Annotated in this window: 11 protein-coding genes; 5 read left to right on the top strand and 6 right to left on the bottom strand. The window is 70.6% G+C overall.

Going from position 1 to position 14,339, the window contains the following annotated elements:
* The first annotated feature begins 119 nt into the window (after positions 1–119).
* The 5 genes from alr (at position 120) to V2J18_RS11860 (ending at position 7,406) form a co-directional block, all read left to right on the top strand.
* Complete coding sequence (gene alr / locus V2J18_RS11880; protein WP_064748252.1) at positions 120–1,211, top strand: alanine racemase; 1,092 nt, start codon at positions 120–122, stop codon at positions 1,209–1,211.
* 502 nt (positions 1,212–1,713) lie between these two features.
* Positions 1,714–3,279 carry a S8 family serine peptidase gene (locus V2J18_RS11875; protein ID WP_064748251.1) on the top strand — a complete coding sequence of 522 codons (1,566 nt, stop codon included), beginning with the start codon at positions 1,714–1,716 and terminating at the stop codon, positions 3,277–3,279.
* Between the two features lie 204 nt (positions 3,280–3,483).
* Positions 3,484–4,914, top strand: a complete 1,431-nt coding sequence (locus tag V2J18_RS11870) for a cryptochrome/photolyase family protein (protein WP_064748250.1) — start codon at positions 3,484–3,486, stop codon at positions 4,912–4,914.
* Positions 4,915–5,120: 206 nt separating this feature from the next.
* A complete protein-coding gene (locus tag V2J18_RS11865) occupies positions 5,121–6,542 on the top strand; it encodes a WS/DGAT/MGAT family O-acyltransferase (protein WP_186442590.1) in 1,422 nt (473 codons plus the stop codon).
* 126 nt (positions 6,543–6,668) lie between these two features.
* On the top strand, positions 6,669–7,406 hold the full coding sequence (locus V2J18_RS11860) for a YiaD family glycine zipper/OmpA-like lipoprotein (RefSeq protein WP_064748248.1): 738 nt from the start codon (positions 6,669–6,671) through the stop codon (positions 7,404–7,406).
* Positions 7,407–8,017: 611 nt separating this feature from the next.
* Here the strand turns inward: V2J18_RS11860 and V2J18_RS11855 are convergent.
* From V2J18_RS11855 to V2J18_RS11830, 6 genes are all read right to left on the bottom strand, one after another.
* Complete coding sequence (locus tag V2J18_RS11855; protein WP_064748291.1) at positions 8,018–9,229, bottom strand: NAD(P)/FAD-dependent oxidoreductase; 1,212 nt, start codon at positions 9,227–9,229, stop codon at positions 8,018–8,020.
* 103 nt (positions 9,230–9,332) lie between these two features.
* The gene (locus tag V2J18_RS11850; RefSeq protein ID WP_064748247.1) at positions 9,333–9,761 is read right to left on the bottom strand and encodes a hypothetical protein; all 429 of its coding nucleotides are present in this window, start codon (positions 9,759–9,761) and stop codon (positions 9,333–9,335) included.
* 141 nt (positions 9,762–9,902) lie between these two features.
* Positions 9,903–10,814 carry a c-type cytochrome gene (locus tag V2J18_RS11845; protein WP_064748246.1) on the bottom strand — a complete coding sequence of 304 codons (912 nt, stop codon included), beginning with the start codon at positions 10,812–10,814 and terminating at the stop codon, positions 9,903–9,905.
* 10 nt (positions 10,815–10,824) lie between these two features.
* Positions 10,825–11,838, bottom strand: a complete 1,014-nt coding sequence (locus V2J18_RS11840; RefSeq protein ID WP_064748245.1) for a copper resistance protein B — start codon at positions 11,836–11,838, stop codon at positions 10,825–10,827.
* Positions 11,835–13,658, bottom strand: coding sequence for a copper resistance system multicopper oxidase (locus V2J18_RS11835; RefSeq protein WP_064748244.1), 1,824 nt, complete (start codon positions 13,656–13,658; stop codon positions 11,835–11,837). The genes V2J18_RS11840 and V2J18_RS11835 overlap by 4 nt, the downstream gene beginning before the upstream one ends.
* 164 nt (positions 13,659–13,822) lie before the next feature.
* The gene (locus V2J18_RS11830) at positions 13,823–14,221 is read right to left on the bottom strand and encodes a CopL family metal-binding regulatory protein (RefSeq protein ID WP_261370123.1); all 399 of its coding nucleotides are present in this window, start codon (positions 14,219–14,221) and stop codon (positions 13,823–13,825) included.
* Positions 14,222–14,339 lie beyond the last annotated feature (118 nt).

Raw genomic sequence — 14,339 nt, 5'->3', positions numbered from 1 at the left:
TCCTGCTTCGTGACCCCGTCCCGCAGCCGGCGTCCCCGGGCTTTGCCCGTCCTGCGCAAGCGCGGCAACTTCACACTCAGCTCATAGGGCGGCCGGCTGCGGTCGCTAGAATGCGGCGCATGGCACGACCGACTTGCGCAAACATTCACACCGACGCGTTGCGTCATAACCTCGCCCAGGCCCGGGCGCTCGCTCCGCACAGCCGGGTCATGGCGGTGGTCAAGGCCGACGGCTATGGCCACGGTCTGGAACGGGTCGCCCGCGCCCTGGAAGGCGCCGACGCCTTCGGCGTGGCGGCCCTGTCCGACGCCGACCGGCTGCGCGCGGCCGGCCTGTCGCAGCCGATCGTGCTGCTGTCAGGCTTCGACGAGGCCGACGATCTGCCGCAGCTGCGCCGGCTCGGGGTCGAATCGGTGATCCATCATCCCAGCCAGATCGAGATGCTGGAACAGGCCGCTCCCGGCGAACCGATCCGCTGCTGGCTCAAGGTCGACAGCGGCATGCACCGGCTCGGCTTCGCCCCCGACCAGGTGCGCGAAGCGCACGCGCGCCTGCGCGCCAGCGCCGCGGTCGCCGACGGCATCGTGCTGATGAACCACTTCGCCAGTTCCGACGAGCTCGACCCGGCCCAGGCCGGTTACGGCCAGACCCGCGCCCAGTTGCGCGCATTCGCCGCCGCCACCGAGGGCCTGGACGGGCCGCGTTCGCTGGCCAATTCGGCCGCGGTGCTGGGCTGGCCGGACGCGCACGCGCAATGGATCCGCCCCGGCGGCCTGCTGTACGGGATCAGCGTGGTCGAGGGCCGCAGCGGCGCCGACTTCGGCCTGCGCCCGGCGATGACCCTGTCGACCCGGCTGATCGCGGTCAACCGCGTGCGCAAGGGCGAGAAGATCGGCTATGCCGCGACCTGGGAGTGCCCGCAGGACATGTGGGTCGGCGTGGCCGCGATCGGCTACGGCGACGGCTATCCGCGCGCGGCGCCGTCCGGCACCCCGGTGCGGGTCGCAGGCCACGACACCCAGGTGATCGGCCGGGTATCGATGGACCTGATGACCATCGACCTGCGCGGCGTGCCCGGAGCCAAGGTCGGCGACCCGGTGGAGCTGTGGGGGCCGGAGCTGCCGGTCGAGCGTATCGCCCGGGCCAGCGGGACCATCGGCTACGAGCTGACCTGCTCGATCACCCGCCGGGTGCGCTTCGTCGAAAGCTGAGCGGCGCGGACCCGACGGTGTGGCCCCGTCCGGCGGCCCTTCCCCGGATGCCTGCAGGCGGGGCGGGCCTGCACTCTAGGGGAGGCGTCCGCAGGCCGGTCCCGGGGGCGTCGGTATTCTTCCGTCGGACCGATCCACCGACTCGCGCGCCGCCGGGCTGAGCCGGCGGTCACCGTCCGGCGCGGGTGGTCCTTGCGATAGCCAAGGCGCCTGCCGGCTTCGAGCGTGCGTAGCCGTGGACCGAGCTGGCGTCGCGCGTTTTCCCGACTGGATCTAACGAAACGCATAAACGTCGTGTCCACCCTACAGCGGACAGAACCGCTGCATTCATCATAATAAATTTGTGACGAAAGTCACAAAATTATATGTTCCCTGAGGGGTTTCACTCATTCCCGTGCCGCCACCGATGCGGCTAGCGTCGGATGTGCGTCGCGGCCCAGACCGCGACGTATCGCTATCGGTCCGGCGCGTCCGGGCCGCCTTTCATCTCGGGGAGTCACGAATGAAGCAACGCAAGTTGGTGTGCGCACTGGGCCTGGGTCTGTCCATGCTGGCGGTATCGAATCTGGCCGCGGCGCAAGGCCCGGATCCCAATCGCGTCTGGGTGAAGTTCAAGCAGTCGGCCGAGCGCGAGAACGTGCGCAAGGCGCTGCAGGCCGGCGGCGGTGCGATCCACTTCCAGTTCGACAAGCTCAACGCTTTCGTGGCGACCCTGCCGCCGCAGGCGCAGCAAGCCCTGCGCAACAACCCGAACATCGCCTCGATCGAGCCCGACCTGCCGCGTTATCCCTCGGCCCAATCCGTGCCTTACGGCATCGACAAGGTGCAGGCCCGCGACGTGTGGGACGCCAACCGCGACGGCACGATCGATGCCGGTGCCGCGACCGGCGCCGGGATCAAGGTCTGCGTGATCGACTCGGGCATCAATTCCGCCCATGAAGATTTCGCCGGCATCGCCATGACCGGCTATCCGACCGGCTGGAACAACGACACTTGCGGCCACGGCACCCATGTCGCCGGCACCATCGCTGCGGCCAACAACGCCACCGGCGTGGTCGGCGTCAGCCCGGGCAAGGTCTCGTTGCACATCATCAAAGTGTTCGGCACCAACGGCTATTCCGGCGAGGGCCAGTGCTCCTGGACGTACAGCTCGACCCTGGTCGACGCGGCCAACCGCTGCGCTACCGCCGGCGCCAAGATCATCAGCATGAGCCTGGGCGGCAGCGGCAGCTCGACCACCGAGCGCAACGCGTTCCAGAGCCTGGCCGACCAGGGCATCCTCAACATCGCCGCGGCCGGCAACGACGGCAACGCGACGCTGAGCTACCCGGCCTCGTATCCGAGCGTGGTCTCGGTGGCCGCGGTCGACGCGAACAACGCCAAGGCCGATTTCTCCCAGTACAACAGCGAGGTCGAGCTGTCCGCGCCGGGCGTCGGCGTGCACAGCACGTTCCCGTTGGTCGACGACCCGCTCAAGGTCGGCAACAGCAGCTTCGCGATGAACCCGATCGACGGTTCCAAGCAGGCCACCGCCAGTGCGGGCTGGGTCAACGGCGGCCTATGCACGGCGTCCAGCTCGACCTGGCGCAACAAGGTCGTGCTGTGCCAGCGCGGCACCAACAGCTTCCTGGAGAAGGTGCAGGCGGTGCAGAAGGGCCGCGGCGTCGGCGTGGTGATCTACAACAACGTCGACGGCGCTCTGCACGCCACCCTCGGCGTCACCGCGACCGGTGCGGCCAATCACAGCACCATCCCGGCGGTCGGCATCGCCAAGGCCGACGGCGAGGCGATCATCGCCGGCCTGTCCGGCCAGAGCGCGACCGTCGACACCGTGCCGCAGGCCAGCAACACGGCTTACGTCGACATGGACGGCACCTCGATGGCGACCCCGCATGTGTCCGGCGTGGCCGCGGTGGCGTGGAGCGCCAAGCCGACCGCGACCGCGCAGCAGGTGCGCGATGCGCTGGCGGTGACCGCGATCGATCTGGACGCGCCGGGCCGCGACGACAACACCGGCTGGGGCCTGGTCCAGACCCAGGCGGCCATCGCCGAGCTGCAGGCGCAGTAAGCTGAAACGAGGCGGCGGCTGCGCCGCCTCGGAGGAACCGGCGGCTACGCCACGCTCGTTCCTGGCGTCGATGGGTTAGGGGACGTGCCGGGGGCGGAGGGGATCAAGCATCGCTTGCCCCCTCCGTCCCTGTTTCGTTTCCGCTCCTCTCCACTTTTTCCTCGCTCATGCATACTGCCGGTCCCTGACGCCGCTCGCCGCCGCATGCCCGACGCTCCGCCCGTCGCCCTGGTGTGGTTCCGCAACGACCTGCGCCTGGCCGACAACCCGGCCTTGCGCGCCGCGCTCGAGGCCGGCTATGCGCCGGTGCCGGTCTATATCCATGCTCCCGACGAGCACGGCAGTTGGCGTCCCGGGGCGGCCTCCGACGCCTGGCGCCATCGCGCACTGGCCGCGCTGGACGCGGACTTGCGCAAGCGCGGTTCGCACCTGCGGCATTTCTTCGGCCCCAGTCTGGCGACCCTGCAGTCGCTGGTGCTGGCGATGGGCGCGCGCGCGGTGTTCTGGAACCGGCGCTACGAGCCGTACATCGAGCGTCGCGACACCCGCATCAAGCAGGCGCTGCGGCGCATGGGCGTGCGGGCCGAAAGCCACAACAGCGCGTTGTTGTTCGAGCCGTGGACGTTGCGCACCAAGCAGGGCGGGCCGTTCAAGGTGTTCACCCCGTTCTGGCGCGCCGCGCTGGCGGACTGGCGAGATGCGGCCTGCTGGCCGGCGCCGGCGTCGCTGCCGGACGTTGCCGAGGGGCCGGAGGGCGTGCCGCTGGCGGCGCTCAAGCTGGCGCCGGCGTTGGACTGGGACGCCTCGTTCTGGCCGCACTGGACGCCGGGCGAGGGCGGGGCGCAGGCGGCGCTGGATACCTTCGTCGAAGGCGCACTGCGCGGTTACGCGCAGCAACGCGACCGGCCCGACCGGGTCGGCACCTCGCGCCTGTCGCCGCATCTGCACTTCGGCGAGATCGCGCCCTGGCGCGCGGTCGCGGCGCTGCAGGCCGAACGCAACGCCGGCAACGCGGGCGACGTCGACGCGGCGATCCGCGAGCTGGGCTGGCGCGAGTTCGCCCACCACCTGCTGCATCACTTCCCGGACACCCCGGAGCAGAACTTCAATCCGCGCTTCAACGACTTCGCCTGGGCGCGGTTGTCGCCGCTCAAGCTGGAAGCCTGGCAACAGGGCCGCACCGGCGTGCCGATCGTCGACGCCGGCCTGCGCGAGCTGTGGGCCACCGGCTGGATGCACAACCGCGTGCGCATGATCGTCGCCAGCTATCTGACCAAGCATCTGCGCTACCACTGGCGCCACGGCGCGCGCTGGTTCTGGGACACCCTGGTCGACGCCGACCTGGCCAACAACACCCTGGGCTGGCAGTGGGTCGCCGGCACCGGCGCCGACGCCGCACCGTACTTCCGCATCTTCAACCCGGTGACCCAGGCCGAGAAGTTCGACCCCGACGGCGCCTACATCGCGCGCTGGCTGCCGGAACTGGCGCCGCTGCCGCTGCCGTTGCGCTTCGCCCCCTGGCAAGACCCCGCCCGCCTGCGCCGCGTCGCCCCCGACTACCCGCCGCAGCCCCTGGTCGACCTGGCCGCGGGGCGGGATGCGGCGTTGCAGGCCTATCGGGGCCGGGATTCGTGATTGGGGATTTGGGATTCGTCGAGCAAGAGCAGACGATCCCGCTTTAGCCAATCCCGAATCCCGAATCTCTAATCCCGAGCAAGCGCGTTGACCGCTCCCGCGACCGCATGATTCACTCGCCGGACATCCGGGGAGGACGCATGGCCAAGGCAGAGGCGGGATCGGGATCGGCGACGCAATCGCGCAAGCGCGCTCGGCGCGAACCGATGTCGCGGGTCGATACGGCCTGGCTGCGGATGGAGCGCCCGACCAACCCGATGATGATCACCGGCGTGCTGATGTTCGCCGAGCCGATGTCGGTCGAGGCGCTCAAGCGCGTGGTCAAGCAGCGCTTCCTGGCCTATACCCGGTTCCGGCAGAAGGCGGTCGACACCGCCGCCGGCGCGTATTGGCAGACCGACGACGATTTCGATATCGACTGGCACGTGCAGCACACCGCGCTGCCGGGGCGCGGCGGCAAGCGCGCGCTGGAGCGCTTCGTCAGCCAGCTCGCGTCCAGTCCGCTCGACGGCAGCCGGCCGCTGTGGCAGTTCCATCTGGTCGAGCGATACAACGGCGGCTCGGCCCTGGTCGCCCGCATCCATCACAGTTACGCCGACGGCATCGCCCTGGTGCAGGTGCTGTTGTCGCTGACCGACACCACCGCGCAGCCGGCCAAGGGCAGCGATCTGGCCCAGGCCTGGCTCAAGCAGGACGGCGTCGATGTCGCCCGCCGGGTCGGTGCGGTCGACCGCTACATGAAGCTCGGCAGCAAGGTGGTCGAGAAGGGCATGGAGATGTACCGCGACCCGACCCTGGCGGCGATGCTGGCCAAGGAGGGCGGCGAGATCGCGCGCGAACTGCTGCACGCTCTGTCGCTGTCGGACGATCCGCCGTCGCTGCTGCGCGGCAAGCTCGGGGTCAGCAAGCGAGTGGCCTGGGCCGAGCCGCTGGACCTGGAAGAGGTCAAGGCGGTCGGGCGCGCCTGCGACTGCACGGTCAACGACGTGCTGATGGCGACCGCGGCCGGCGCCCTGCGCAGCTACATGATCGAACGCGGCGACCAGGTCGACGGCCTGACCCTGCGCGCCACCGTGCCGGTCAACCTGCGTCCGCTCGAGCACGCGCGCAAGCTCGGCAACCATTTCGGCCTGGTATTCCTCGACCTGCCGGTCGGCGAGGACAACCCGATCCGCCGGGTCGAGCGGGTCGCCGAGTGTATGAATAACCTCAAGAACTCACGCCAAGCCATTGTTGCATTTGGCCTTTTGGCGGCGCTCGGCATGGCGCCGTCGCAGGTGCAGGGGCTGGCGCTGGAGCTGTTCAGCCGCAAGGCCACCGCCGTGGCGACCAACGTGCCCGGGCCGCAGCAGCCGCTGTACCTGGCCGGTTGCCGGCTCGACGGGATGATGTTCTGGGTGCCGCAGACCGGCTCGATCGGCGTCGGCATCTCGATCCTCAGCTACAACGGCAAGGTTCATTTCGGCCTGATCGCCGACGGCAAGCTGATCCCCGACCCGGACGCGGTGATCCAGCGTTTCGGCAGCGAATTCGACAAGCTGCTGTACCTGGCGCTGATGGGCAATTGGGACGTGACCCTGGACGCAGCCGGCGCCGATGCCCTGATGCCGGAGCCGGTCGTCGCCTGAGCGGTCGGTACGCCTCCTCGCAAGCTGAATCGCGGCGCAGCGCCGCGCGCGCTCGTCACCCGCCCGCGACGGCGGCGTGATTAGTTTGAGCGCGCACGTAACGCAGCCACCGCCCGAGGAACGTCCATGAAAACCCAGATCAAGCTCGCCCTGGCCGCCGCCACCATGACTGCGATGCTCGCCGGCTGCGCGACCGGCGGAGGCGGTTACTACGGCGGACAGCCGCAGCAGCCCTATCCGAATCAGAGCTATCCGAATCAAAACCCGCCGCCGCAGCAGCAGGGCGGCATGAGCAAGACCCAGAAGGGCGCGTTGATCGGCGCCCTGGCCGGCGTCGCTGCCGGTCTGCTCAGCGGCGACGACGCCACCGAGCGTCGCCAGCGCGCCCTGATCGGCGCCGGCGTCGGCGGCCTGGCCGGCGGCGCGATCGGCAACTACCAGGACCGCCAGGAGCGTGCGCTGCGCGAACGCATGGCCGGCACCGGCGTCGACGTGGTCCGCAACGGCGACAACATCACCCTGAACATGCCGAGCAACATCACCTTCGCCTTCAACAGCGCCAACCTCGACCCGCAGTTCTATCCGGTGCTCGACAACGTCGCCGGCACCCTGACCGAGTACAACCAGACCATCGTCGAGGTCGCCGGCCACACCGACAGCATCGGCACCGACGCGGTCAATCAGCGCCTGTCCGAACAGCGCGCCGCCAGCGTCGGCAATTACCTGATGTCCAAGGGCCTGATGCGCGATCGCTTCATCCTTACCGGTGCCGGCAAGACCCGGCCGATCGCCAGCAACGACACCGAGGCCGGCCGGGCGCAGAACCGCCGGGTCGAAATCACCCTGGTGCCGGTGCGTTCCTGAGCGAGCGAACCGTGCTGAGTTGATCCACGGAGCCCGACCGCCGCGTCCGCGTCCGCGACCGGCGGGATCAACGCGATGCGAAGTACACGACGGGCCGCGCAAGCGGCCCGTCGTCGTCTCGGCCGCGATTGCGAACCGTGCGGCGGAACGCGACGCCGATCGCGTGTTCGTGCGCGCCATGCCCACCCCGGTGGCCCGAGATGACGAAAACGCCTGCTGCCAGGTGGCGTGGCTGAAACCCTCGCACGAGCGCGAACGCGCTGCTCAAGGCCCCCAGCGCCGGCTCGCCTGGCGCCGGCACCGACGACGCGGTCCCGGTGTTCGCCGGCGATGCCGCCCCCCGCATCGGCGCGAGCCGGATCGCGCTGCGATCGCTGGACGTAGCCGCGAGCTCGCTGGAGTGGATCCACTGGCCGGGTGAATTTCACCCTCCTGGCCTCGGTGCCGCCTGCGCAGATCCGCCGCCAGCGCATCGCGGGCGGCGCGACCGTGGAGACCGACGGCCGCCGCCCAGGTGCACGCGGCCGCCGAGGGCCATCCGGCCTTCGCCGAGTTCGCGCCGGCCGAACGCTGATCCGGGCAGGGGCCGGCGCGAGCGCGCCGTTACCGCCTCAACGCGATCGTTCGAACGAGAACAACTGCGCCAGCGGATGCGCGCGGCGTTCGATCGCCGCGCGCAGCAGGCCGGCGCCGATCATGCTGTAGGTGATGCCGTTGCCGCCGTAGGCCATCGCGAACAAGACCCGCGGGCCGTGCTGCGGGTGCGCGCCGAACCAGGGCAGGCCGTCGGCGGTTTCGGCGAAAGTGCCGCCCCAGGCGAAGACCGGCTGCAGGGCCAGCCGCGGGAAGCGATGCGCGACCGCTTCGACCAGTTTTTTCGCTTTGTCCGGCACCCGCCGGTCGCGGCGGGCGGGCCGGTCGACCGCATCGTCCGCGCCGCCGACCAGCAGGCGACCGTCGCCGGTGGAGCGCAGGTACAGGTACGGCCGCGCGGTTTCCCAGACCAGGGTGTCGCGCAGGCCGTCGAGCATGGCCTCGTCGAGCGGATCGGTGACGAAGGCGTAGCTGCTGCGGTTGCGCGCCAGGCGCTGACGGATCCAATGCTGGCCGGCATAACCGGCGGCGATCACCGCATGACCGGCCCGCACGCGCAAGCCGTCCTGACTGCGCAGTTCGACCGACCGCGATCCCGCGCGCACGAGCTCCAGGCGGGTGCGGTCGTGCACGGCGATGCCGCGCCGTTGCAGGCGGGCCAGCAGGCGCAGGGTCATCCGATACGGGTCGACCCGCGCGGCGCAGGCGCTGAGGATGGCGCCGGGCGCGCGCAGGCCGTAACCGGCGGCGAGTTCGCCGGCGTCGAGCCAGCGCAGCTTCAGGCCGTGGCGCAGCCGTAACGCGGCCTCATCGCGCAAGGCATTGCAATGGCGCGGCTTGCTGGCGTAGTACAGGCTGTCGCAGCGGGCGAAATCGACGTCGCGCAGGCCGTGCGCGACCGATTGCAGGGCCGGGATGGCGTCGGCGCAGGCGCGGTACGCGGCGACCGCCGCGTCTTGTCCGTAGCGCCGGCACAGCTCGAGCAAGGGCGTGTCGATTTCGTACTGGAGCAGGGCGGTGCTGGCGGCGGTGCTGCCCCAACCGATGTCGCGCTGCTCGAACAGCGCGGTTTCGATGCCGTGCGCGGCCAGTTCGTCGGCGATCAGGGCGCCGCTGATGCCGCCCCCGATCACCGCGACCTCGCAGCGCAGGTCCTGCCGCAGCGGCGGAAACGCGTGCATCAGGCCGTTGCGGATCGCCCAGTACGGGGTGCCGCTCTTGAGGTCCATCATGACCGGCGCTGCATCCGGGGCATGCGCCCAGCAAAACCGCTGCGGCGTCAGCGCGGAGTGATTGCGGCGGCGGGGCGCGGCGCAAGCGCGCCGCAGCGGATCAGTGGCGCACGCCGTCGGCGGCGCCGAGCCCGCCGTGTTGCGGGTCGGGTTCCAGCGCCAGTTCGCGTTCGAGTTCGGCGCGGAATTGTTCGAAGCTGATTCCGCGTTCGGCGACTTCGCTGTCGGCGGCGCGGCGCAGCGCCGGCGAGCAGCCCAGGCTGACTTCGCGGCCTTCGCGGCGGTGCAGGCTGGCGGCACGCTCGAGCAGGGCCAGCACGCGCGCGGCGCTTTCCGAGCCGCCGACGATGCGGCCGCCCAGGCCCAGGGTCCATTCGCCTTCACGACGCACGATGCCGCCGAGCAGGCGGCCGGCGTCGTCGCGCAGCTCGGCATGGGGTTCGATGCCGGGGCCCGGCGGCGGCGCGCTGCGCGCCTTGGCCAGCTTGCGCTTCTTGGCGTCGCGGCGGGCCTTGGAGGTGATCGACATGGCGTGCTCCTCGACTCGGGCCGGATCGTCCTGCGGGGGATCATAGCCTGTCGGCCTCGTCGCCCCAAAGATCGGCGCCGGTCGGCCGCGGCGATGCCGGATCGCCGCGGCCGGGGGCGTTACACAGACCGGAGGGCGCATTCAGTGCCGATGCGAGTGTGCTTCATGGTCGGCGGGCGTGGTTTCGACATCGCTCGGGGGCTGCGTTGAGGGCGTCGGGCCAGAGCGAGCCGGCGCGGGCTTGGGAGGATGAGCAGGGTTTCCGCCGTGTCCGTCGTGTCCGTGTGCGCTCGCGGCGGCGGTATCGGAGGGCGAGGGCGGCGGCGGTGCCGCCGGTGCGGCCTGCGGCGAAGCCGCCGTCGCCGGCCGGCGCGGTTTCGCTGCGGGATGCGTCATGGCGGCGTGGCCCGCCGGGTCGGCGCTCGCGGAATCGCCCCTCCTGGCGTCGGCCTGCTCCGAGTGGGCGTGCGCCGGGTAGGCATGTCCGGGACCGGCGTGGCCGGAACCCGCGCCGGCGGTTTCGCCGCCGCCGTGCGAATGCCCGTCGCTGCGCTCGATCCAGTCGCGATACTCGGCCGCGTCCATGCGCGGCATGCGGCGCACGAATGCGACCAGATTCCACAGGTGCGCCTCGTCCATGCTCGCGCCCCAGGCCGGCATGCCCGAAGCCTTGATGCCGTGGCGGATGGTCCAGAACGCCTGGGCCGGGTCGACCGAATGCCGGCTCAGGTTCGGCGGCGCCGGATACAGCCCGCGCGAGAGTTCGGTCGGACCGCGGCCGGGAGCGAGGTGGCAGCCTGCGCACATGGCCTCGTAGTTGCCGGCGCCCTGGCGGATGCGTTCGGCGTCGTCCAGCGTCGGGACCGACAGTTCGCGAGCGCGCACGGCGACCGAACGTTCGCGTGCGTAGTCCAGCAGGGCGTAGACCGGGCGCGTGTGCGGCGCGTCGGCGCCGACGTCGTACAGCCCGGCCCATAGCGCTGCCGCGCCGAGGCCGAGCGCGGCCGTCGCCGCGGCGCCGAGCCGCAGCGTATTGCGTAGCGTGTTGTTCATGGCGTCCTCGTCAGAACCAGAGCCGGATGCCGGCGACGAATCGGGTGTCGTCCACGTCCTCGCCGTCGGCGCGCCGGTAATCGGCGGTGTCGCCGAAGGCGCGCTCGCGGCTCAGGCCGATGTACGGCGCGAAGCGGCGGCTGAACTCGTAGCGCAGGCGCAGGCCGGCTTCGACCGTGCTCAGCCCGCGGCCGACCCCGCGCCGCGCGTCGTCCTTGCCGTTCAGGTCGACCTCGATCAGCGGCTGCAGGATCAGCCGATTGGTCAACAGCAGTTCGTACTCGGCTTCCAGGTTGAGCGCGGTGCGTCCGGATTCGCCGACATAGGCGGTCGCGGCCACTTCGAACTTGTACGGCGACAAGCCCTGCACGCCGAACGCGGCCCAGCTCTGCGACGACTCGGGGCGGAAGTCGTGCTTGATGCCGACTACCGCATCCCACCATGGCGAGATCGCGCGGCCGTACAGCACTTCCAGATCGGCCGATTCGGTGCTGCCGTGCTCGCGCTCGCCTTCGCTGCGCAGCCACAGCCGATCGGTGTCGGTGCCGATCCAGCCCTGCGCTTCCCAGGCCTGGGCGCCGCCGTGCTCGGCCTCGACCGATTCGAGCCGGTTGAACAACAGATAGTGATTGACCGCGGGCGCGTGCTGCATGTGGTGCTGCAGCGGCGGAAACGCCGCGGCGCGGTCGGCCTCGGTCGGCACCGGAATCGGCTCGCGCGGTTCGCCGGCAACCGCGGCCGCGGCGGGCGAGCCATCGGCTACGCCGTGGCCCATCTTCGAATGATCGGCCTCGCCGTGACCCATCTTCGAGTGATCCGTCTGCGAAGGGTCGCCTTCGCCGTGGCCCATCTTCGAATGATCCATCTTCGAATGATCGACTTCGGCCGATTGCGCAGCGGGCGCGTCAGTCTGTTGCGGAGCGTGCCCGGCGTGCGCCGATTGCGCCGCGGCCAGGCCGGGTGCCAGGCCGGCGGCGCACAGCGCCAGGCTCAGTGCGGAAATACGCGAACGACGACGGCTCATTCTTCGACCCTCACTTCGCGCATCATCCCGGCTTCCATGTGGTAGAGCAGGTGGCAGTGGTAGGCCCAGCGGCCGAGCGCATCGGCGCGCACGCGGTAACTGCGGCGCGTGCCGGGCGGCATGTCGATGGTGTGTTTGCGCAGGTGGAATTCGCCGCGCTCGTTCTCCAGGTCGCTCCACAGGCCGTGCAGGTGGATCGGGTGAGTCATCATGGTGTCGTTGACCAGCACCACCCGCAGGCGCTCGCCGTAGGTCATGCGGATCGGCTCGGCGCCTTCGAACTTCTGCCCGTCGAAGGACCAGGCGAACTTTTCCATGTGGCCGGTCAGGTGCAGCTCGATCTCGCGGCCGGGCTCGCGCCCGTCGGGATCGTCGAACAGGCTGCGCATGTCGGCATAGGTCAGCACCTTGCGGCCGTTGCCGCGCAGGCCGATGCCGGGGTCGTCGAGCTTGGGCGCCACGCTCATCGCACGCATGTCGATCAGGCGCGGGTCGCCCTGGGGCGCCGCCGCGGCGCCGTGCTGGGCGTGAGCGCCGCCGCCCATGTTCGCGCCGCAGCCGCCTTCCATGCCCTTGGTCCCTCCGCCGTGGCCCATGTTGGCGCCGCAACCGCCTTCCATGCCCTTCATGCCGCCCATGTCGTGGCCGCCGTGACCCATGCCGCCGTGGCCCATGTCGTCCATGGTCAGCAACGGCCGTGGATCGTTGCGCGGCACTTCGGCCTGCAGGCCCTCGCGCACCGCCAGGGTGCCGCGTACATAACCGGTGCGGGCGTTGTCCTGGCAGAAGATGGTGTAGGCGTCCTGGCCGCTGGGTTCGACCAGCACGTCGAAGGTCTCGGCCACGGCGATGCGGAATTCGTCGACCGTGACCGGGTGGATGTACTGGCCGTCGGCGGCGACCACGGTCATCTTCAGCCCCGGAATGCGCACGTCGAAGTAGGTCATCGCCGAGCCGTTGACGAAACGCAGCAGCACCTTCTCGCCGGGCCGGAACAGGCCGGTCCAGTTGCCGGCCGGCGTGCGGCCGTTGAGCAGATAGGTGTAGGTGTGGCCGTTGACATCGGACAGGTCGGTCGGGGTCATGCGCATCCGTCCCCATTCGCCGCGGTCGCGCAGGGTCTCGCGCAGACCGCGCTCGCCCGCGTCGCGGAGAAAATCGCCGACGGTGCGCTTGTAGTAGTTGTCGTAGCTCGACATCTTCTTGAGCCGGCGGAACAGCGCCGCCGGGTCCAGGTCGGTCCAGTCCGACAACAGCAGCACGTGCTCGCGGTCGTAGCGGAACGGCGCCGGTTCGCGCGGGTCGATCACGATCGCGCCGTACAGGCCGGCCTGTTCCTGGAACAGGGAATGGCTGTGGTACCAGTAGGTGCCGGATTGGCCGACCTTGAACCGGTAGACATAGCTCTCGCCCGGGCGGATGCCGTCGAAGCTGAGTCCTGGCACGCCGTCCATGTTGGCCGGCAGGATCAGCCCGTGCCAATGGATCGAGGTCATGCCCTCGCGCAGGCGGTTGGCGACGCGCAGGGTCACGGTGTCGCCTTCGCGCCAGCGCAGCAGCGGCGCCGGCAGGCTGCCGTTGACGGTGATCGCGCTGCGCACGCGGCCGGTGAAATCGACCGGCGCGGCGCCGATCGACAGGTCGAATTCGGTGCCGCTGAGCACCTGCGGCGCGCCGGCCAGCGGCGCGGCCGCGGCGTGGCGCCACAAGCCGCTGCCGGCGACGAGGCCGCCGACGGCGAGGCCGGTGACGAAGCGGCGCCGGCTGGCGTCGGGCGGATGCGCGGCGTCGTTGCCGCCGAGACGGGGATATCGGTTCATGAGACCTTCCTTGCGGGAAGCGTCGCGAGCAGTGTCGCGAAGCGTTCGGGTCCGGGCAAGCGGCACGCGCAAGGGGCGCAGCGGCCACGGACAGTCGCGGCAGGCGCGCACGCGGGAGGCGCGCGGCGATGCCGGTCAGCGGAGCGCGAGCTCCGGCGAAGGACTCAGGCGATGGGAGGTCGGATCAGGCGGTTCGAGCCGGCGTCGGGCGCAACCGTGTCCGGCGCCGGCGCCGGGCGCGCGGCGGCCAGCGGCGCCGGCAGGGGCAGAGCGATGCGGACGATCGCGGCGGCTTGCAGGCAGTCGCACTGGCACAAGGCTTTGCCGCAACAGTCGTCGGTCGGCGGGCCGCGGTCGGGCGCCGGCGATTCGGGGGCGAGGGCCGGTGCGGAATCGGTCGCCCGTTCGCGGCCATGGCAATCGCTTGAAGCGTCGTCCGCCGCCGATCCGGTCGCGGCCAGCGCGACGGCGCGGTCGGGGGCGGCATGCATGGCATGCGCTCCGCTCACGGACATGGCCGCCGCCGCATAGCCGTTCAGGCTCAGGGCGACGACCAGCAGCACGCGCAACAGGAGCGAATACAGAGTCATGAAACGCCGACAGGAGGGCGGGGCACAGAATGGTGCAGCGGCCGCCGGGTTTCAAGCCGCTGCCGATGGGTCCGCGCGATGCAGCATGCAA

The organism is Lysobacter firmicutimachus, assembly GCF_037027445.1.
Taxonomy (GTDB): Bacteria; Pseudomonadota; Gammaproteobacteria; order Xanthomonadales; family Xanthomonadaceae; genus Lysobacter; species Lysobacter firmicutimachus.
The sequence above is the reverse complement of the archived record's forward strand: the minus strand, read 5'-3'. Positions and strand labels throughout refer to the sequence as shown.

Excerpts from the sequence above, each read along its gene's own strand:
- V2J18_RS11870 (WP_064748250.1), top strand. The coding sequence starts at position 3,484 with ATGCCCGACGCTCCGCCCGTCGCCCTGGTGTGGTTCCGCAACGACCTG.
- V2J18_RS11855 (WP_064748291.1), bottom strand. The coding sequence starts at position 9,229 with ATGGACCTCAAGAGCGGCACCCCGTACTGGGCGATCCGCAACGGCCTG.
- alr (WP_064748252.1), top strand. The coding sequence starts at position 120 with ATGGCACGACCGACTTGCGCAAACATTCACACCGACGCGTTGCGTCAT.
- V2J18_RS11840 (WP_064748245.1), bottom strand. The coding sequence starts at position 11,838 with ATGAGCCGTCGTCGTTCGCGTATTTCCGCACTGAGCCTGGCGCTGTGC.
- V2J18_RS11875 (WP_064748251.1), top strand. The coding sequence starts at position 1,714 with ATGAAGCAACGCAAGTTGGTGTGCGCACTGGGCCTGGGTCTGTCCATG.
- V2J18_RS11835 (WP_064748244.1), bottom strand. The coding sequence starts at position 13,658 with ATGAACCGATATCCCCGTCTCGGCGGCAACGACGCCGCGCATCCGCCC.
- V2J18_RS11860 (WP_064748248.1), top strand. The coding sequence starts at position 6,669 with ATGAAAACCCAGATCAAGCTCGCCCTGGCCGCCGCCACCATGACTGCG.
- V2J18_RS11850 (WP_064748247.1), bottom strand. The coding sequence starts at position 9,761 with ATGTCGATCACCTCCAAGGCCCGCCGCGACGCCAAGAAGCGCAAGCTG.
- V2J18_RS11865 (WP_186442590.1), top strand. The coding sequence starts at position 5,121 with ATGTCGCGGGTCGATACGGCCTGGCTGCGGATGGAGCGCCCGACCAAC.
- V2J18_RS11845 (WP_064748246.1), bottom strand. The coding sequence starts at position 10,814 with ATGAACAACACGCTACGCAATACGCTGCGGCTCGGCGCCGCGGCGACG.